Origin of the sequence: Enterococcus caccae ATCC BAA-1240, from assembly GCF_000407145.1 — a bacterium.
Classification (GTDB): domain Bacteria; phylum Bacillota; class Bacilli; order Lactobacillales; family Enterococcaceae; genus Enterococcus_L; species Enterococcus_L caccae.
On sequence record NZ_KE136473.1, the window covers coordinates 355,468 to 376,669 of the forward strand.

15 protein-coding genes are annotated in these 21,202 nt (G+C 31.1%); all 15 read left to right on the forward strand.

Annotated elements, in window-relative coordinates:
• The first annotated feature begins 6 nt into the window (after positions 1–6).
• The 15 genes from rfbB to I580_RS07305 all read left to right on the forward strand — a co-directional run bounded on the left by rfbB (position 7) and on the right by I580_RS07305 (position 21,042).
• Entirely contained in the window at positions 7–1,035 is a 1,029-nt protein-coding gene (gene rfbB / locus I580_RS07235; RefSeq protein ID WP_010771302.1) for a dTDP-glucose 4,6-dehydratase, read from the forward strand.
• Positions 1,036–1,238: 203 nt separating this feature from the next.
• On the forward strand, positions 1,239–2,069 hold the full coding sequence (gene rfbD, locus I580_RS07240; protein ID WP_010771303.1) for a dTDP-4-dehydrorhamnose reductase: 831 nt from the start codon (positions 1,239–1,241) through the stop codon (positions 2,067–2,069).
• 159 nt (positions 2,070–2,228) lie between these two features.
• A complete protein-coding gene (locus I580_RS07245; protein WP_010771304.1) occupies positions 2,229–3,398 on the forward strand; it encodes a nucleotide sugar dehydrogenase in 1,170 nt (389 codons plus the stop codon).
• Positions 3,399–3,808: 410 nt separating this feature from the next.
• Entirely contained in the window at positions 3,809–4,609 is an 801-nt protein-coding gene (locus tag I580_RS07250; protein WP_010771305.1) for an ABC transporter permease, read from the forward strand.
• 2 nt (positions 4,610–4,611) lie between these two features.
• The gene (locus I580_RS07255) at positions 4,612–5,841 is read left to right on the forward strand and encodes an ABC transporter ATP-binding protein (protein WP_010771306.1); all 1,230 of its coding nucleotides are present in this window, start codon (positions 4,612–4,614) and stop codon (positions 5,839–5,841) included.
• Positions 5,842–5,900: 59 nt separating this feature from the next.
• Positions 5,901–8,987, forward strand: a complete 3,087-nt coding sequence (locus I580_RS07260) for a rhamnan synthesis F family protein (protein WP_010771307.1) — start codon at positions 5,901–5,903, stop codon at positions 8,985–8,987.
• Positions 8,962–10,326: a DUF2142 domain-containing protein gene (locus tag I580_RS07265; RefSeq protein ID WP_010771308.1), complete on the forward strand. Its 1,365-nt coding sequence runs from the start codon at positions 8,962–8,964 to the stop codon at positions 10,324–10,326. The genes I580_RS07260 and I580_RS07265 overlap by 26 nt, the downstream gene beginning before the upstream one ends.
• 2 nt (positions 10,327–10,328) lie before the next feature.
• Positions 10,329–11,585, forward strand: a complete 1,257-nt coding sequence (locus tag I580_RS07270) for a glycosyltransferase family 4 protein (RefSeq protein WP_010771309.1) — start codon at positions 10,329–10,331, stop codon at positions 11,583–11,585.
• A 217-nt stretch (positions 11,586–11,802) separates the two neighbouring features.
• Complete coding sequence (locus I580_RS07275; RefSeq protein ID WP_010771310.1) at positions 11,803–12,597, forward strand: glycosyltransferase family 2 protein; 795 nt, start codon at positions 11,803–11,805, stop codon at positions 12,595–12,597.
• A gap of 20 nt (positions 12,598–12,617) precedes the next feature.
• Entirely contained in the window at positions 12,618–13,346 is a 729-nt protein-coding gene (locus I580_RS07280; protein WP_010771311.1) for a glycosyltransferase family 2 protein, read from the forward strand.
• Positions 13,346–13,696, forward strand: a complete 351-nt coding sequence (locus I580_RS07285; RefSeq protein ID WP_010771312.1) for a DUF2304 domain-containing protein — start codon at positions 13,346–13,348, stop codon at positions 13,694–13,696. The genes I580_RS07280 and I580_RS07285 overlap by 1 nt, the downstream gene beginning before the upstream one ends.
• 3 nt (positions 13,697–13,699) lie before the next feature.
• On the forward strand, positions 13,700–14,803 hold the full coding sequence (locus I580_RS07290; protein ID WP_010771313.1) for a glycosyltransferase family protein: 1,104 nt from the start codon (positions 13,700–13,702) through the stop codon (positions 14,801–14,803).
• On the forward strand, positions 14,796–15,797 hold the full coding sequence (locus I580_RS16435; RefSeq protein ID WP_010771314.1) for a glycosyltransferase family 2 protein: 1,002 nt from the start codon (positions 14,796–14,798) through the stop codon (positions 15,795–15,797). Before I580_RS07290 ends, I580_RS16435 begins: the two co-directional genes overlap by 8 nt.
• A 97-nt stretch (positions 15,798–15,894) precedes the next feature.
• Positions 15,895–17,337, forward strand: a complete 1,443-nt coding sequence (locus tag I580_RS07300) for a lipopolysaccharide biosynthesis protein (RefSeq protein ID WP_010771315.1) — start codon at positions 15,895–15,897, stop codon at positions 17,335–17,337.
• 297 nt (positions 17,338–17,634) lie between these two features.
• Complete coding sequence (locus tag I580_RS07305) at positions 17,635–21,042, forward strand: GBS Bsp-like repeat-containing protein (protein WP_016249795.1); 3,408 nt, start codon at positions 17,635–17,637, stop codon at positions 21,040–21,042.
• Positions 21,043–21,202: the final 160 nt, after the last annotated feature.

The following is a 21,202-nucleotide window of genomic DNA, read 5'->3' on the forward strand; positions in this document are numbered from 1 at the left end:
TTAAAAATGAAAAACATCATTGTTACTGGTGGAGCTGGATTCATCGGATCAAACTTTGTTCATTATGTAGTGAACAACCATCCAGAAGTTCATGTCACTGTGCTAGATAAATTAACGTATGCAGGAAATGAAAAAAATCTTGAGGGACTTCCACAAGACCGTGTTGAACTGGTTGTTGGTGATATTGCAGATGCTGAATTAGTAGATCGTTTAGTCAAAGAAACAGATGCAGTTGTCCATTATGCAGCAGAATCCCATAATGACAACTCACTAAATGATCCATTTCCATTCGTTCAAACCAATATTATTGGAACGTATACACTAATTGAAGCTTGTCGCAAACACGATGTACGTTACCATCATGTTTCGACAGATGAAGTGTATGGGGATTTACCATTGCGTGAAGATTTACCAGGACACGGTGAAGGTGAAGGGGAGAAATTTACGGCCGAAACGCCTTATAATCCATCTAGCCCTTATTCTTCAACTAAAGCTGGTTCAGATCTTTTGGTGAAAGCTTGGGGTCGTTCATTTGGTTTGAAAGCAACGATTTCTAATTGCTCTAATAACTATGGACCTTATCAGCATATTGAAAAATTTATTCCTAGACAAATCACAAATATTTTAAGTGGTATTACGCCTAAATTATATGGTGCGGGTAACAATGTTCGTGATTGGATTCATACAAATGATCATTCTTCAGCTGTTTGGACAATCTTAACCAAAGGTAAATTAGGTGAAACATACTTGATTGGTGCTGACGGAGAAGAAGATAACAAAGCAGTAATGGAATTGATTTTAGAATTGATGGGTCAGCCCAAAGATGCTTATGAGCATGTGAATGATCGACCAGGACACGATTTACGTTATGCAATTGACTCTACAAAATTAAGAGATGAACTTGCTTGGACACCAGAATTCACTAATTTCCGTGACGGTTTAGCTGATACAATTCAATGGTATACGGATAATGAAGAATGGTGGAAAGCTGATAAAGAAGCTGTAGAAGCTAACTATGCAAAAAACGGTCAATAATAAGCGATGTTTTTTTGATAAGACATCATGCTGCTGATTTTAACCGAGTAAGATTAAAATAGTAATTTGTTGAGCGTGGAACAAAACTGCTTTTTCGTTTTGTTCCACGCTCAAAATACGAAAACAACGTTAACTTTTTAGGTAGTATATTTTTCAAAACCATACTACTACGAAGTTTTCTCGAATTGAAGGAGGAAATGAGAATGATACTTTTAACTGGCGGTAATGGGCAATTAGGAACAGAGTTACGTCATTTTTTAGATGAACAAGGATTGGATTATGTTTCAACTGACTCAAAAGAAATGGATATTACTGATGCAGAAAAAACAATGGCATTTATTACAAATTTAAAACCTGAGGTAATTTATCACTGTGCAGCGTATACGGCTGTAGATAAAGCAGAAGATGAAGGCAAGGAGCTAGATGAAAAAATTAATGTTGATGGTACAAGAAATGTAACTGCTGCTGCAAAAGCTGTGGATGCAACTTTAATTTATATCAGTACAGATTACGTTTTTGACGGCACTAAAAAAGACGCTATGTATAAAACGGACGATCAAACAAATCCGAAAAATGAATATGGTCGTACTAAACTACTAGGGGAACAAATTGTTCAAGATACTTTGGAAAAATATTACATCATTCGTACGTCATGGGTGTTTGGTCAATATGGACATAATTTTGTCTTTACTATGCAAAAATTAGCTGAGACACGCGATCAACTTACAGTTGTTAACGATCAATTTGGACGACCAACGTGGACTAGAACTTTAGCAGAGTTCATGGTGTTTGTGCTAAAAGCAAAAGTACCTTATGGAATCTATCATTTATCAAATGAAAATAGCTGCAGCTGGTACGAATTTGCCAAAGAAATTTTGAAAGATACAGAAGTAGAAGTTCTGCCAGTAGATTCAAGCAAATTTCCACAAAAAGCAATTCGTCCTAAATATTCTGTGATGGATCTTACTAAAACAACAGCATTAGGGTTTGAAATTCCAACTTGGCAAGAAGCTTTAAAATTGATGCTAGGTTAGCTAGAAAAAAGCAGGTAAACCTTGTCTAAATGCTTTATATTCAGCTTGTTCAACGAGTAATAATTTGAGTGAATGTCGAGCAGCTTTTATTTTACAAGTATCTAAGTTATAATTGTTGAGTCGAAATTATGAATGAATATTGACTGGAGGAACATAAAAATGAAAAAAATTTCTGTGTTTGGCTTAGGCTATGTAGGTTTAGCTAATGCATTACTATTAAGTCAGAATGAACAAGTAAAGGCCTATGATATCGTTGACGAAAAAATTGATTTATTAAATAAAGGTATCTCTCCTATAGAGGACAAAGAAATTCATGAATTTTTAAAAAGAGATGATTTAACGATTGAATTTTCAAAAGACTTTGAAGATGCCGTTAAATTTGGTGATTTTTTAATTATTGCTACTCCAACTGATTATAATGAAGACAAAAACTATTTTGATACCTCCACAGTTGAGAATGTTATCGAACGAGCGCTAGCTATTCGTAAAGATGCTGTATTTATTATTAAATCGACTGTGCCAGTTGGGTATACGAATACAGTAAAAGAAAAATATCAAACAGAGAATATTATCTTTTCACCTGAATTTTTAAGAGAAGGTAAAGCGTTGTATGATAATCTTTATCCATCTAGAATTGTTGTTGGCGAATGCTCTGAACGCGGGAAAGAAATTTCAACTATCTTTTTAGAAAATACTGTTGAAAAAAATACAGAAGTGTTGTTGACTCATGCGACAGAGGCAGAAGCAATAAAATTATTTTCTAATACTTATTTAGCACTTAGAGTAGCCTACTTTAATGAATTAGACACTTACGCTGAAGTAAGGGGATTGGATGCAAAACAAATTATCGAAGGTGTTGGTTTAGATCCAAGAATTGGCTCTCATTACAATAACCCATCCTTTGGTTATGGTGGCTATTGTTTGCCTAAAGATACAAAACAATTGCGCGCAAATTACGATAAAGTACCGAATAATATTATTGGTGCTATAGTAGATGCTAATACGACTAGAAAAAATTTTATTGCGGAACAAATTCTGGCGAGAAATCCTAAAGTAGTAGGGATTTATCGTTTAACAATGAAAGCAAACTCAGATAATTTTAGATACTCTTCAATTCAAGGAATTATGAAGCGGTTGAAAGCTAAAGGAATTGATGTTGTGGTATATGAACCTAATTTAGAAGAAGAAGAGTTTTTCAATTCTAAAGTTATAAAAGATTTAGAGATTTTTAAACAAAATTCAGATGTTATTGTAGTAAACAGAATGGAAGAAGCTTTGTTTGATGTTGAAGATAAAATCTACACTAGAGATATTTTTAAAAGAGATTAAAAACTAAGAAGAATAATCTTTTTGAAAGATAGATTAATAAAGTTGGAGCCTGCTTTTGATATATGTGTAACAAAACAGAGAAGTTTTTATGTGATAAAATAAAAAATGTAGACAATGGTCATTACATTTATGTAAACAGTAAATAAGTTTAATAATTGATTGTATTTATAGGCTTTCTAGATTAATAAAACTTCAATTTTTGAATCACTGCACTGACCATCATAGAAATAGTAGCATTGAAAATGAAAATTTAGTATAATAAACAGATTAATGGGCAAGGTGTTATCAGATAAAATAAAATGTATATATTTTTTGCAAGGTTATTTTATTAAGATTTTTTATGATATATGACAACCAAGTCGTTAATGGTGTCATTCTTTGAAAACTGAGATTTGAGGGAGAATTTATTAATGTTTGAAAAAAAGAATAGAATTTTGCTAAAGGAACTTGTAAAAACTGATTTTAAATTAAGGTACCAAGGAAGTGTTATCGGTTATTTGTGGTCAGTTTTAAGACCAGTTTTATTGTTTGCAGTGATGTATATTGTATTCATTTATTTTTTGCGATTTGGTGATGATGTTCCTCACTTTGCAGTAGCCTTACTCTTAGCCCAAGTATTATGGGGGTTCTTCAATGAAACCACTAATCTAGGTATGGTATCTATTGTTAATCGAGGTGATTTATTAAGAAAACTTAATTTCCCAACATATATAGTTGTTGTTTCTGTGTCAATCAATGCGTTTATTAACTTGATGATTAGTCTTGTAATTGTATTTATCTTTGGATTGATCAATAATGTGGAGTTATCTGCGTTTGGTTTCTTAGCGCCACTTATTTTTATTGAATTGTATGCTTTCTCATTAGGAATTGCGTTTATTTTAGCTACAGTTTATGTAAGGTTTAGAGATATTGGGCCAATTTGGGAAGTTATTTTACAAATCGGTCTCTATATGACACCAATCATTTATCCAGTGACTTTAATCATTGAAAGAGCAGATATTAGAATTGCTAAAATATTATTATTAAATCCTATGGCTCAGATGATTCAAGATATGCGTTATTGGTTCACAAGTTCTGTGAATGTTACTGTGTGGCAATTGATTGATAACAAATTTATTATGATTATTCCATATGTTATACCTTTCATTGTATTGATAGTAGGTTTTTTGATTTTTAATAAAAATTCTAAGAAGTTTGCGGAGATTCTTTAATTATGAAAAATGATATTGCAGTAAAAGTAGATGGTATAAGTAAAAGTTTCAGACTTCCAACTGAAAATACTACAAGTCTTAAAAGGACGATTGTTAATTATTTTCAAGGAATTAAAGGCTATAAAGAACAACGAGTACTTAGAGATATATCGTTCGAAGTGAAAAAAGGAGACTTTTTTGGTGTAGTAGGACGTAATGGTAGTGGTAAATCCACGTTACTAAAAATTATTTCTCAAATTTATGTACCCGAACATGGAACTGTTGACATTAATGGTAAGTTGGTTTCGTTTATTGAATTAGGAGTAGGATTTAATCCTGAATTGTCTGGAAAAGAAAATGTTTATTTAAATGGAGCATTACTAGGCTTTTCAACAGTTGAAATTGATGATATGTATGATGATATTGTAGAATTTGCTGAGTTGTCAGACTTTATGAATCAAAAGTTAAAAAATTATTCTAGTGGTATGCAAGTTCGCCTAGCTTTTTCAGTTGCAATTCAATCTAAAAGCGATATTTTAGTTTTAGATGAAGTATTGGCGGTAGGTGATGAAGCCTTTCAGCGGAAATGTAATGACTATTTTATGCAAGCAAGGGAAGATAAAAAAACGATTATTTTAGTAACACATTCAATGGCTGCTGTTCGTAAATATTGTAATAAAGCAATGATGATTGATAAAGGTGAAGTTAAGATCATAGGAACGCCAGAAGATGTGGCTAATCAGTATTCGTTATCAAATGTATTAGATAGTGGTGCAGCGACTGTGATTGAAGGTAATGAAGTCGACAATGCAGCAGAAGAAAAAGAAGAGACAAAACTGATCAAAAATTTGAAAGTTGAGATGCTTTCTGACACTATTATTGATAATGACAATTCATTAGTTGAATTTACTGTAACATATGATGTGATTGATGATATGAGAACGTATGTAGCATTTTCTATGATTGATATAGATAAAAATGTTTGGGTATATAATGATAATTCATATGATGATATGACTTCTGCGAAAGGTCAAAAGAAGATTAGCTATAAATGCAATTTGAATAGTATTAATGGATGCACTCTAAAGTTGAATGTTTCTATTCGTAATGATGATGATGAACCTTGTGCTTTTGCAGACAAAGAAAATACGCCTGTGATAATAGTGGCTAAAAAAGATAATATGAGCAAAAGTGAGAGAATTTCAAGCAGTGGAATTTTGAAAAGAAATGGTTCTTGGTCGTCTAAAGTGTAATTGTCTGCTTTAGTAAATTTAAATAATAAGATAAAAGGTAGATGAAGGTGAAGTGAATATTGAAAAATTTAGTATCTATTATTATAACTTGCTACAATCATGAGGAGTATATTGCGCAATGTTTGGAAAGTGTTTTTTCACAAACATACAACAATATAGAGCTATTAATTATAAACGATGGATCAACAGATAAGTCTGGACAAATTATTACTGAACTTTTACCTAGTTCGCCATATAAAAAGACAGAGTTAATTTCACAAGATAACGAGGGTATTTGCGTTGTCAGAAATAAGGGACTAGATTGGGCTAAAGGTGAATTTCTTTTATTTGTAGATAGTGATAATTATCTTGACGAAAATTATATCGAAGAATTAGTTCAAACGGCGCAAACTAATAAATCAGATATTATTTATACAAACTTATTTGATGTAGATAAAAATGAAGTATTCGTGGAAGCTAAAGAATTTGAATTAGAAACTTATCTAACGTCGAATTACATTGATAACTGTTCCTTAATTCGAGTATCAAAAATTAAAAATAGCAAATATGATTTAGAACTTAATCGAAAAAAATTAGTCGACTATGATTTTTTTATGAATCTAATTTTGAGGAATGATGCTATTCCTCAAGAATGTCATAACACAAAATTGAACTATAGGATACTAAATGATTCTATTTCAAGAAAAGGCGATCATTTATCTGAAAAATTTTATTTTGAAGTTTATTTGTATATACTAAGTAAATACATACAAGAATTTCCAGTAGAAATCATAGAAGCTGTTAAAAATAACATATTCATACTATCAGATAGATTAACAGATCTTATAAATCATTTAGATGGTGTGACTAAACATGTTCATAATCAAGAGCACGATTTAGATGATCTTTCAGATACTGTTGAAGCATTAAAGAGAGAAATTATTGAACGACTTAATGTAGAAAAAGAAATTGCCTCTGAAAATGAGTCTTTAATAACGACAAATACAGAATTATTAAATGATAAACAACATTTGAGTAATGTTATATCATTGTTAGAAGTGGAAAAAAATCAAATTTTAAACTCAAGATCATATCGTGTGGGTAATTTGATAATTAAGCCAATCAGTTTAAGTTTAAGAGTGTTAAAAAATCCTAAATTAATTGGAAAAAATATTCAAAAGATTAAACGAGTTTTAATCCGTAAAATAAAGCAATTTCCTAATGTTAAAACAATTTACTTAAAAGGTGTTAGAGCACGTCAAAGGAAGAAAAATAACTATGACAATCCGAGTAGAGTTTTAGTTTTTGTGATTTATGAAGATCAAGAAAAACTTCAACAATATAAGTTAGTTTTCTTAAAAGCTCTTGCTGAGATGGTTGATGATATTTTAATAGTGGTCAATGGAACTTTACCAGATGAAGATATTTTAGAGCTTTCAGAAATAGGTCAAGTTGAATTAAGAAGTAATAAGGGATATGATACTGCTGCCTTCAGATATGGCATTAATTATTTCGGCAAGGAACAATTGAGTAAATATGATCAACTTTTATTAGTTAATGATACAAATGTGGGGCCAATTGGGGATATTTCTGTTGCATTTTCTAAAATGGCTGAGAGAAGACTAGATTTCTGGGGAATATCATATGGTGAGGAACAAAATGATATTACTCAATATAATAAATATGGCTTTATCCCAATTCATCTTCAATCATACTTCTTGATTATAGAAAAATCATTATTAGATTATGATGGATTTTATGAATATTGGAAAGAATTGGGAGATACTGATTCGAGAGATAAAGCAATAGGTAAGCATGAAACTGTTTTTACTAAACATTTTGAAGATTTAGGCTTCAAACATGGAGCACTTAATGAAAATAATGTGGATAGTCCAATGTATATCCATCCATTAAGAATGGTAAAAGAAGGTGTACCTGTAGTAAAATATACAGCTTTTTCTAATTATAATAATGATAAGTTTGCTTGGCAAGGTTTAATTAGAGAGACAGAAATTCCTAGTTTAATTGAATATATAAGAACAGAGACTGAATACCCGATAGAAATTATCGAGAAAATTATGGATGATGTGAAAAATAAAAAGGTAAAAGAACATATCCTAATTATTGATGGTGTAGAAAATGCTATTCCTCAATTAACTAAGTATCGTGTACAAAATAAAACAGAGCAATTAGAATCACTTGGTTATAATGTTCAGAGTGTAAATCTATCTTCTTTTCAAATGAGATATGCAGAACATGCCAGTCATATAATTATTTATCGAGCACCGCTCGATAATAAGTTAATCGAGTTAATTCATCTTGCTCAAAAGCACGATAAACCGGTTCTGTATGATATTGATGATTTAGTGATTGATACAAAATATACAGATCAATTAACGTATGTTAAAGAACTTTCAGTTTCTGAAAAACAAAATTATGATGGTAGTGTAGTTAGTTATGGAGAAATGCTTGGACTTTGCGATGGTGTGATTACTTCCACAAAGAAAATGAAAAGTGAACTTTTTAATTATAAAGATCTGGTATTATTAAATCGAAATTTAGCAAATATGGAATTAGTTCAATTGAGTCAGGAAACAACAAAGGATTATAATAAGTCTAATGGAGTAATTAAAATAGGATACTTTTCAGGCTCTATTACACATAATGAAAACTTTGAATTGATAAAAGAAGCCATAATAAAGTTACTAAAAAAATACAACAATTTAGAACTTCATTTGGTAGGTCATCTAGATCTTCCAACGGACCTTAAGCCTTATCATGATAGAATCAAGTTACATCCTTTTGTATCTTGGCAAAAATTACCTAAGTTGATTAGTGAGGTAGATATTAATCTAGCACCATTAGTAAATTCAATTTTTAATGAAGCTAAGTCTGAAATAAAATGGATTGAAGCTTCTTTGGTTAAAGTCCCGACGGTTGCTAGTAATATCGGTGCTTTCAAAGAAATGATTGTGGATAATGAGACAGGGATTCTTGTAGAAGATGATGAATGGTATTCTAAATTAGAAAAAATGATTCAATCTATGGAGCTACGAAGAACAATTGCTGAAAATGCACATGATTATGTTTTAGAACATTGTACAACCAATCATAAAATAGATGAGTTAGTAGGGTATATTAATGAAAACAATGGACCAAAAAATTGAGAAACCAGAAAAAATTTTTTTACTTTTATCTTGTATATTTATTAGTTTAAGTATTTTTCTGATGCCGATAGCTAGAGTACCTGATGAGAAAAGTCATGCGAGAATGGCTTGGGGAATTTTATATGAAAAAACAGATAACAGTTTTCAGTGGCAGAAGATTGACAATACTCGTGGAGAGATAGACACTGAAGCATATAATCAATTGTTTAGCCAGAAGGTAGATTTTAGTAATGAGAAATTTAAGATTTCTTTACCACCAAAGCGAATCATGCAGTTACCTCAGTTATTTGGTATGTTGTTAGGGAGAGTAATCTATCCTTCCGTGGGGGTTATGATTACTCTTGGACGAATTTTCAATGCTCTATTTTATATTTTGATGATGTATTTTATTATAAAATATTTAAAATATGGTAAAACAGCATTGATGTTCATATCTCTTTTGCCAATAATGATTCAGCAAAGCGCATCACTCTCCTATGATGTCATGAATTTTGTTGCAATTACGGGATTTTTTGCAATTTTGAGTAATTTATCAATTGAAAAAATACTCACGAGAAAATATGTGATCCTTTTACTAATTTCAGCAATCGGGTTATATATAACTAAAATGAATAATCTTATTCTTTTGTTTTTATTATTAACATTAAATCTGAGACTTCCTGAGAAATTTTGTACGATAAATAGATGGATTGACAACAGTGAAAAAGTGGTAAAAAAATATAAATATATTTTTTTATTTTCAGCTATGATTCTCTTACTAGCATTTTCAATTTTTTATTTGAAAGATAAAGGCGGAATAACTAATTTTGCACAAGTTATGCTGAATACTATTTTAGACAATAACTTAAATCCACATTTAAATACGTATTTAACAACAGGAATGTTTGGTTATTTAGGAATGTTTGATTTTCAGATTCCTATGTGGTTGATATTTATTGATATTGCAGTATTAACAATGTTACTAATGAAAAATGAACCATATGAATTGAATAAGGGGTATGGAATGTTGTCTGGTTGGATGTTGCCTTTTCAAGCAATTATTATTATAGGTGGTATGTATTTTGCTTGGACACCAGTTGTTTTAGGTGAGGATGCTCTGATTTCTCAAGGTGCTCAAGGAAGATATTTTGTACCATTTTTAATATATCTTGTTCCTCTCTTTATTAGCTGTAAGGAGAAAATGACTGTCATTTTTAAAGAGAAAAGTATAATTAGACTTACTGTGATTACTATTATAGTGAACTTCAGTTTGATGGTTTATTTAATTTTATTAACGTATTGGTTCCCTTTACAAGAAGCTGAATGGTTAATAAATTTTAGAGAATGGATAGGAGGATGAATATGAAAACTATTCTTTTTGTTTCACCAACTGGTACATTAGATAATGGGGCAGAGATATCGATTTTCAATTTAATGAAATTTTTGGCTACTGAAGGATACAAAGTAATAAATGTTGCCCCTACGTATCAAGATATAAGTGAAAATGAATACTCCAAAAAATTTACAGAATGTGGAATCGACTGTGTTCTGATAAATAGTCAGAGATGGTGGTGGGAAGATGCCCCGGGACATTTATTTGGAACAGAAAGCCAGAGAGCAGTCTCATATAGAACTACAATAAAAAAAATTACTGATATAATAGTTACAAATGAAGTAGACGTTGTTATTAGTAATACTGTAAATGTTTTTCAAGGAGCAGTGGCCGCTGCATTAACTGATGTATCACATTTTTGGTTAATACATGAGTTTCCAGAAAATGAATTCGCCTACTATGGCAAAAAACTAGATTTTATTGATGCTTATTCTACTGAAATTTTTGCAGTTAATGGTCAATTAAGAAAAAAAGTAGCTGAGTTATTTCCTAATAGAAACATAAAGTCTTTTTCTCCGTATACAGAAATAGAGACGATAAAGTTAAAAGAAGGAGATAAACAGAGAATTATTTCTATAGGGCGATTAACTGAAAGAAAAAATCAGCTAGAGCTTATTCAAGCATTTGAAAAGCTGAGTTATTCCGATCCAGATTTAGAACTTGTTTTTATTGGTGGTTGGGATGAGGAATACAAAGAAAAATGTACAGATTATATAAACGAACATAATTTAAAACATATTTCTTTCTTAGGAAATCATGAGAAACCTTGGGAAAAAGTAACGAATAAAGATTTATGTGTATTTTCTTCAGCAATGGAAACATTTGGATTAGTATATGTGGAAGCTTTGTTAAGCGGAGTTCCAGTAATATTATCAGATAATCCAGGACATTTATCTGCCTTTGAAATGTTTGAGTTTGGGCATTTGTATCAAGCTGGTAATATAGAAGAATTAGCAGCAATAATTGAGAAAACGTTAAAAAATTATCAAGAAGAGCAGGCAGAAGCTTTAAGCTTTGTTGAGAAAGCAAAGGATATCTATAAATTATCAGTTGTGTACAATGAAATAATTAAAGAAATAGATAATGGTACACATAAGCAAACAAATCCTATTCGACATATTAGCAGCTTACTTACTTTAGATGAAGGAAAAAGTAAATTGGCACGTATGGAATTTAAAGTTAGACAAAAAATACAAAAAATTAACTATCGATTGTTTCGAAAATAAAGGATGAATGATTTTTAACGGTCGAGAAACTAAAAGAGTTTTACACTATTAAATAACCTAGGATTAGTGATGCTTGTAAGTAAACTTGAATATAGTAATTTATAATAGTACAATTAAGTTATCAGTAGTTGGATCACTCGGTTATCTAATAGTGATAACTTAATTTTTTGCTGTTTTTGTGGATTAAATAGTTAGAAGCAAAAAAGAAAGGAATCATATGGAAAAATTAAAACATACATTTATGATATGTGCTTATGGGAAATCTCCCTATTTGAAAGCCTGCATAGAATCTTGTATTAATCAAACCTTGGTTGAAGGTGGGAGTTCGCAAGTACATTTATATACAAGTACTCCGAATAGTTATATTGAAGAACTGTGTAAAATTTTTAATATTCCTATGTTTACCATGCAAGGTGGCGGAATTGGTAAAGATTGGAACAATGCCCTATCTTTTGTTAGTACGCCATATGCAACCATAGCTCATCAGGATGATGTATATCTAGCTGATTATGGAGAGCTTGTTATTAGAGCTCTTGAGATGCGTAAAGACACAAATATTGTTTTTACCGATTATAGTGAAATCGATAATAAAGGTACCCTAAGAAAACGTAACATCAATTTACATATTAAAACTTTGGGACTTCATGTTATGTCACTTCTGCCGTTTAAATGGTATCAAAGACGAATTTATGCTTTTGGAAATTTTATTTCCTGTCCTGCGGTAACATATAACATGGATAGATTAAAAGGGTTTAAATTTGATGAAACACTAAAGATGACATTAGATTGGGATGCTTGGGAACGAATTATGAAACAAGAGGGCTGCATTCGATATATTTCAAAAAAACTAATGCTCCATCGAATTCATGAAGATTCTGAAACAACGAATAATACGATTGATAAAACTAGAGAAATTGAAGAGCAATTATTGTTTGAGCGTTATTGGGGGAAATTTTTTTCAAAACTTATTATGAAACTTTATATGTTTAATCAAAATTCGAACAATATTTAATCTATTTTAGGGACGGTAAAATGAAAACTAATAAAATTTTATTAATCATTCCAGCTTATAATGAAGCTGCTGGAATTGCAGATGTGATAAGAAAAGTAGAAGAATATAGACAATCTTGTCATTATGATCTTGACTATGTAGTAATTAATGACGGTTCTACGGATAACGAAGAAGAAGTTTTGCAGGAAAATAACATAAACCATATTGAATTGGTTTATAATTTAGGTATTGGTGGAGCTGTTCAAACTGGTTACAAATATGCATTAAATGAAGGATATGATATTGCAGTTCAATTTGATGGTGATGGACAACATGATATAAATTCTTTAAATAAGTTGATTGATCCTATTATTGAAAATCAAGCTGACTTTACAGTAGGATCAAGGTTTGTCTCAGATAGTGATTCAACATTTAAATCATCAGGAGCAAGACAGTTGGGCATTAAAATTTTGTCCAATCTAATCCGAATTTTAACAGGGGTAAATATTAAAGATGTAACAAGTGGGTATAGAGCTGGTAATAGAAAGATAATCCAACAATTTGTGGATAGATATCCAAGTCAATATCCTGAGCCGGAAAGCTATATGTATTTGATAGCAAATAAGTCCAGGATTAAAGAAATTGGCGTGAAGATGTTCGAGCGTGAGACAGGGAAATCCAGTATTAGTCTAATCAATTCTATAAGTTATATGGTGAATGTTTCATTATCAATATTAATTGCTTCATTAATAGATAAGGAGGAGTTTTAATGCCTTTTCAATTACAAGTTTTAGCTGTTTTAATAGCAATTATTTTTTTTGTGTCCACTATACATTTGACTCGGAAAGGTCATGCTGAAGTAAGACAGATGAATAAGTGGCTTGTATTAGGAATTATTATGATTTTTGGATCGTTATTCCCACCAGTAGGAAAAGCTGTAGCCAAATTCTTAGGAATTACTACACTAACTTCATTAGCTCTTTTTGTTTTAACAGGAATACTACTGTTTTTTTCATTAGTCACTCAAATTACATTGATTAATACAGAAAAACAGCTAAAAATACTAACGCAAGAATTATCACTTTTAAAGAAAAAGATCAATGAATCAGAAGAGGAATAGCTTATGAATGGAATTTACTTGTCTCAAGATTTAACACACGCATATGGAATCTTGGAAAAAATCAATAAACAAATTGATGAGTTTGAAAAAAATGGTTTTCATATAACTAAACATATAAACGGAAAAAGAAACATCTTTCATTTACTGAGAAATTTAATGCCATTTTGGTCAGAGCAATATTTTAAAACCAAAAATATTAATTGGAAAAATTTTGATTTTGCTTACATTAGAAAAGGTGCTGTACTAGATAAAAGTGTAGTTCAATTAGTAAAAGAAGCGAAAATACAAAACCCAAATATAAGAATCATTCTTGAAATTCCTACATATCCTTATCTTAATGAATTTAATGGGTTGGTAAAACTTGATATTATGATAAAGGAAAAAAAATGGGCAAAAAAATTATCAAATTATATAAATAAAGTAGTGACTTATTCCGATGATCAAGAGATTTTTGGCATAGAGTGTATTAATATTTCCAATGCTTATAACTTCAATGAATTGGTTTTAACTCAGGAAGAAAATTCTGATGAAACTATTCATTTAATTGGTGTAGCGACATTATGTTTTTATCATGGTTATGATCGATTGATTGAAGGTTTGAAAGATTACTATACTACTAATGAAAAGAAAAGAAAGGTTGATTTTACTTTAATAGGGGATGGTCCAGTTTTAAAAGACTATCAGAAACTAGTAAAAGACTATCAGCTTGAGGATGTAGTAAAGCTAAATGGCAGAATAAAATTATCTGATTTGGATGATTATTATCAAGTAGCAAGTATTGGTGTTGATTCTTTGGGTAGACATCGTTCAGGGGTTACATATAACAGTAGTTTAAAAGGGAAAGAATACTTAGCAAAAGGACTTCCAATTATATCAGGTGTAAAAACAGATTTAGATGATAAGAATTTGCCTTTTTATTATAGAGTTCCAAATGATAACTCTCCAGTTAACATTTTTGCTCTGGTTGATTGGTACGATGGATTGATGCTTGATAAAAGTAAGAATAAACTCTCCACAGAGATATATTCTTACGGTAAAAATAATTTTACGTTTTCGGTAACTTTTTCTCCAGTAATTGAATATTTGAAAGGAGCTTTTTATGAGTGAACTGATAAGTATTATCGTTCCAATTTATAATGTGGAACAATATTTGTTAGAGTGTCTTGAAAGTATTAGTAATCAAACATATAAGAACTGTGAAGTTTTATTAATAGACGATGGCTCTACGGATCAATCCCGTATGATAGCCAAAGAATTTTGTGATACTCATTCAGAGCAAAATTTTCGGCTTATTACTAAAGAAAACGGTGGACAATCCTCTGCTAGAAATATTGGTATGAAAGAAGCAAACGGGATATATATTGTATTTATTGATAGTGATGATTTAGTCTCTAATACATACGTAGAAATGCTGTATAGTGCAGTTAATGAAAAAAAAGCAAAATTGGCTATGTGTAAAATGACAAAAAATTTAAGCGAATTATCTAATAAGTTAGATAGTCCAGCTGAATATTTGGTTGGAGATTTTTTAACTTTAGTAGATACGCTGTATGCCTCAAAATATCCGTCAGCATCAGCTAATGCAAAAATTTATCACCACTCATTGATTAAAAGTACTCGATTTTACGAAGGAATTATTTATGAAGATGGTTTGTTTTTCTATGAAATTATTAACCAGGTTGATGGGATTATTTTGATCGATGTTGCTAGTTATTATTATAGGACCTCTGAAAACTCAACTATGACGTCTGGAATAACCAGAAAAAATTTTGATATTTTAAAACAAAATGAATTAGTATATAATTTATTTGAAAAAAATCACCCGGAAGCCTATCAACATTTTTATCGTAAAGCATTGAATGCAAATGATTATACCGCTGTGAAATGTGTGGAAGAAAAAACTAAGTTATCAAAAGAGTTACTTAGAGAACTATATAATCAGAATAAGAAATATTCTAAAAAAATTTTTCCGAGGAAATTGATTTACTTATCATGGTGGGGATATTTTTCTGTTGTTTTTATTATTAGCAAATTTTATAGTACTAAAAAAACAGACAAAGAGCTTTATGTTAAAAAGTTAATTAAAAAAGTTACTTCATAATTATTATCCATGATAGAACCTACATTTAGTATTTGTGAATTGGTAGATAGAAACATGTATTAAGATATACAATAAATATAAAGACGAGAGGTTTTTTATGAATAGTACTTTTCGTGTAGGTATGATTTTTACTGCAATTGGTTCCTATAGTGTTCTATTAATTCAATTGTTGATAAACATTATACTTTCTAGAATAATTCCAGTAGAGGAATTTGGAATTGTTGCAAATGCACAAGTTTATTTACTTTTTTTTCAATTAGTAGTAACTGCGGGAATTGGTCCTGCAATTATTCAAAAAAAGGAATTGAATGAGAGAGATTATGGTATATTATTTAACTATACAATACTTTTTTCAATTTTTTTAAGTGTAATTTTTGGTCTACTAGGGAATTTTGTTGCATTCACTTATCATAATGATATGTATAGACCATTATTTTGGGCAATGTCAATTGTTGTTTTGTGTGAAGGAATAAATACAGTACCTAAAGCGATTCTAAATAAGACACTTCGTTTTCGAGCGTTGAATATACGGGTATTTTTCTCAAGTTTTATAGGAGCAATATTTGGTGTAGCAGCTGCATTTTCAGGTTTAGGTGTTTATGCTTTAGTAATCTGCAGTGCTGTTCCACCTGTAATATCATTTATATTGAATTTCTCTGCGGTTAAAATTCGTTACACCTTCAGTTTAGATCCTAAACCGTTTTTATCTATTCAATCATTTAGCAGAAATCAGTTGTTTTTTACAGTTTTCAATTATTTATCAAGAAATGCTGATAATTTATTAGTTGGGAAATTTCTGGGTCCTGTACCAATAGCAAATTATCAAAAAAGTTATCAGCTACTTTCAATGCCTACTACTGTATTTTTGGGTGTAATAACACCTGTATTGCAACCTATACTTTCACAACATCAAGATAATGTACAATTTATTAGAGAATCATTTTTTAAGATTATTCGTGTTATAGCTTTATTGGCTTTTCCAATAACTGTTTTTATGATGTTAAATGCAAAAGAAATAATTTTTTTCCTTTTTGGTCCTAAGTGGCATGGGGCAGTGATACCTTTTTTCATCTTGTCATTTAGTTTATGGGCTCAAATGCTGAACGCAGTGACAAGTAGCATATTTATGGCTAGAAATCACTCTAACAAGTTATTAATAAATGGAATTATTTCTTTTGTAATTATGATTCCTAGTATTATTATCGGTGTAAATTTTGGAACAATTATATATGTTGCTATTTTTGTGTGCGTTGCTAACCTTGTAAATTTTCTTGTATCTTATTGGCTATTAATGAATAAAGCTTTAGAAGGAAGATTAATAGATGCATTGAAACAACTGATTACACCTGCTTTAATAGGTATACTAGTTGCAGCAATAATGTTTTTAACAAATCCTTTTCTTAGCTTCTCTAATTTCTTCTTGACTTTACTAGCAAGAGGGATTTTCTGGATAATTTTAGTATTTACTTGCATGTATTTTTTAGGCGAAATCAAAGTAATTAAAAATTTGTTTATCAGAAGTAATGATGAAAATCAGTAAATTTTATTTTATTGAACGATAGGTATTAGTGAATATATCTAATGAAAAGAAGACAATTGGAAAATCTTCCTGTTTGTTTTTCTTATAAAAAAACAAATACTGTTTAAAGTTTATCCGAGAATGTCTTAATTTTTAGCAAAATATAATAAAGCGATCCTTACGATGCATCAGTAAATTTTTGGATGATCTTGTCGGGTTTGCTTTTTTACGTAATTGCTTTATAGCTTTCAATATAGTAAGATAAAAAAGTTAAGTAACTCATTAGATATATAATAAAAAGTTTGGAGATTGATTTATATGAAAAAATTTTTTTCTTTGGGAGCTGTTTTTTTATGTTTATCTACATATGCATATATTCCTGTGCAAGTATTAGCGGAAGATAATTCCGATCAAGAAACGTCTATTCAAGAGACACCAGCTACATATGATAGTACCAATAGTACTGAAATTGAAAGTTCTACAACGCCTAGTTCTAGTGAAGAACCGAATGAAGTATCTAACAGTGGTACTGAGGAAACGAGTGCTTTAATTGATGAAAATCTAGATTACTATGAACCTTCTCCGTTAGATCGTTCAAATTTGGCATTGAGTGGACGCTCTAGCAGAAGTACCCGAGAGGCTATTGATAGAGTGAATGCTGGGGAATCCAATCGACCAAGAGTCAGTTTTGTCGATGTTTCCTCACATAATGGTACAATTACTGTTGCCCAGTATCAGATGATGAAAATATATGGAGTGAAAGGAGTCGTTGTAAAACTAACAGAGGGAATGACTTACCTCAATCCTTATGCAGATTCACAAATAAAAAATGCGAAAAGTGCGGGGCTTAAAGTTTCGGTGTATCATTATAGTCATTATACTTCGGACTCTGGGGCTCAAGCAGAGGCAGCTTATTTTGCTAAAAATGCAATTGCCTTAGGTCTTTCCAAAGAAACAGTTATGGTATCTGATATTGAAGAGCCAGCTATGCGAATTGCTTCTTTGAACACAAATACTTTGGCCTTCAAAAATAAATTGAATAGTGACGGTTTTGGTAAAGTGGGATATTATTTATCAAGAAGTTGGTTGAATGTAGCAGGAGGTATATTTGATACTGGATTATTTGGTAAAAGTAATATTTGGGTAGCACAATATCCATATTCACCAACGGCTTCTCAAAATTGGAATAATGACTTTTCGTCTTGGCAATGGTCTTCAAATTTTTATTTCCCAGGGATTGCTCATCCATTTGATATAAATACGGATTATACGGGATTATTCACCGAAGAGTTGGAGTGGGACGAAAGCATTCCAGTTACAGGAACAACTACTATTATTGATAAAGTAGGTTCTGAGACATTTTACAGTGCCACAGCAAATTTAGAAACAAGTGGTCGTATACCAACTTCTGTCTATTTTTTAACGTGGTCAGAAAAAAATGGTCAAGATGATCTTCACTGGTATCTTGGGCAAAGACACAGTGATGGAACGTATAGTGCAACTATCGATATAAAAAATCACAAAGATGCGGGTGATTATAATGTTCATACGTATATCCAACTGCCAAATGGGACATTGAAATTTATAACTAGTAATAAATTTACAGTTTCTAAACCAACCTTAAGTGCAGAAGTTGGTAATTATAATGCAGATAAAGGGACGTTTGATGTAAAAGTAACAGGAGTAAGTCCATCAGGAATAAGCCGAGTATCGGTTCCAGTGTGGAGTAAAGATAATCAATCAGATCTAAAATGGTACGATGCTGTAAAACAATCTGATGGTACGTACAAAACTACAGTAGATATCAAGAATCATAATTATAATGTTGGAACATACAAAGTCCATGCATATATGTATTCAAATAATGGACTTACAGATAGTGTTGCGGCGAGTTCAATCAATGTAACACTTCCAAAGGTGAGTGGAGTAGCTGAGGTTAAAGATACAAACGGAAAAGAAACCTTGTATGCCGTAACAGCAGATATTTCGTTGGGAGTCTATGAATCAACAACTCCTGTTTATTTCTTAACGTGGTCAGAAAAAAATGGTCAAGACGATCTCCAATGGTATCTTGGGCAAAGACACAGTGATGGAACGTATAGTGCAACTATCGATATAAAAAATCATAAAGATGCAGGAAATTACAATATTCATACGTATATTAAACTTCCAGATGGAACAATGAAATATGTTACAAAGAATAATTTTACGGTTTCTAAACCAACCTTAAGTGCAGAAGTTGGTAATTATAATGCAGATAAAGGGACGTTTGATGTAAAAGTAACAGGAGTAAGTCCATCAGGAATAAGCCGAGTATCGGTTCCGGTGTGGAGTAAAGATAATCAATCAGATCTAAAATGGTACGATGCTGTAAAACAATCTGATGGTACGTACAAAACTACAGTAGATATCAAGAATCATAATTATAATGTTGGAACATACAAAGTCCATGCATATATGTATTCAAATAATGGACTTACAGATAGTGTTGCGGCGAGTTCAATCAATGTAACACTTCCAAAGGTGAGTGGAGTAGCTGATGTTAAAGATACAAACGGAAAAGAAACATTGTATGCCATAACAGCAGATATTTCGTTGGGGGTCTATGGATCAACAACTCCTGTTTATTTCTTAACGTGGTCAGAAAAAAATGGTCAAGACGATCTCCAATGGTATCTTGGGCAAAGACACAGTGATGGAACGTATAGTGCAACTATCGATATAAAAAATCATAAAGATGCAGGAAATTACAATATTCATACGTATATTAAACTTCCAGATGGAACAATGAAATATGTTACAAAGAATAATTTTACGGTTTCTAAACCAACCTTAAGTGCAGAAGTTGGTAATTATAATGCAGATAAAGGGACGTTTGATGTAAAAGTAACAGGAGTAAGTCCATCAGGAATAAGCCGAGTATCGGTTCCGGTGTGGAGTAAAGATAATCAATCAGATCTAAAATGGTACGATGCTGTAAAACAATCTGATGGTACGTACAAAACTACAGTAGATATCAAGAATCATAATTATAATGTTGGAACATACAAAGTCCATGCATATATGTATTCAAATAATGGACTTACAGATAGTATTGCGGCGAGTTCAATCAATGTAACACTTCCAAAGGTGAGTGGAGTAGCTGATGTTAAAGATACAAACGGAAAAGAAACATTGTATGCCATAACAGCAGATATTTCGTTGGGGGTCTATGGATCAACAACTCCTGTTTATTTCTTAACGTGGTCAGAAAAAAATGGTCAAGACGATCTCCAATGGTATCTTGGGCAAAGACACAGTGATGGAACGTATAGTGCAACTATCGATATAAAAAATCATAAAGATGCAGGAAATTACAATATTCATACGTATATTAAACTTCCAGATGGAACAATGAAATATGTTACAAAGAATAATTTTACGGTTTCTAAACCAACCTTAAGTGCAGAAGTTGGTAATTATAATGCAGATAAAGGGACGTTTGATGTAAAAGTAACAGGAGTAAGTCCATCAGGAATAAGCCGAGTATCGGTTCCGGTGTGGAGTAAAGATAATCAATCAGATCTAAAATGGTACGATGCTGTAAAACAATCCGATGGTACGTACAAAACTACAGTAGATATCAAGAATCATAATTATAATGTTGGAACATACAAAGTCCATGCATATATGTATTCAAATAATGGACTTACAGATAGTATTGCTGCAACATCAATTATAATTTGATAAAGATAATGTTAGTATGACTAGAAATAAATGGTTAATAAATTTTTTTAAAAGAGTTAAATCGGCTTTATTTGACCTTAGAGTGAATTACTCTAAGGTTTTTACTTAATTGAAAAATATAGCTATAGACTAATGATTTAAATGATCTGTTTAGGCTAAC

Coding starts and splice junctions, on each gene's coding strand:
- I580_RS16435 (WP_010771314.1), top strand. CDS start 14,796: ATGAGTGAACTGATAAGTATTATCGTTCCAATTTATAATGTGGAACAA.
- I580_RS07250 (WP_010771305.1), top strand. CDS start 3,809: ATGTTTGAAAAAAAGAATAGAATTTTGCTAAAGGAACTTGTAAAAACT.
- I580_RS07280 (WP_010771311.1), top strand. CDS start 12,618: ATGAAAACTAATAAAATTTTATTAATCATTCCAGCTTATAATGAAGCT.
- I580_RS07285 (WP_010771312.1), top strand. CDS start 13,346: ATGCCTTTTCAATTACAAGTTTTAGCTGTTTTAATAGCAATTATTTTT.
- rfbD (WP_010771303.1), top strand. CDS start 1,239: ATGATACTTTTAACTGGCGGTAATGGGCAATTAGGAACAGAGTTACGT.
- I580_RS07305 (WP_016249795.1), top strand. CDS start 17,635: ATGAAAAAATTTTTTTCTTTGGGAGCTGTTTTTTTATGTTTATCTACA.
- I580_RS07275 (WP_010771310.1), top strand. CDS start 11,803: ATGGAAAAATTAAAACATACATTTATGATATGTGCTTATGGGAAATCT.
- rfbB (WP_010771302.1), top strand. CDS start 7: ATGAAAAACATCATTGTTACTGGTGGAGCTGGATTCATCGGATCAAAC.
- I580_RS07255 (WP_010771306.1), top strand. CDS start 4,612: ATGAAAAATGATATTGCAGTAAAAGTAGATGGTATAAGTAAAAGTTTC.
- I580_RS07270 (WP_010771309.1), top strand. CDS start 10,329: ATGAAAACTATTCTTTTTGTTTCACCAACTGGTACATTAGATAATGGG.
- I580_RS07300 (WP_010771315.1), top strand. CDS start 15,895: ATGAATAGTACTTTTCGTGTAGGTATGATTTTTACTGCAATTGGTTCC.
- I580_RS07245 (WP_010771304.1), top strand. CDS start 2,229: ATGAAAAAAATTTCTGTGTTTGGCTTAGGCTATGTAGGTTTAGCTAAT.
- I580_RS07290 (WP_010771313.1), top strand. CDS start 13,700: ATGAATGGAATTTACTTGTCTCAAGATTTAACACACGCATATGGAATC.
- I580_RS07265 (WP_010771308.1), top strand. CDS start 8,962: ATGAAAACAATGGACCAAAAAATTGAGAAACCAGAAAAAATTTTTTTA.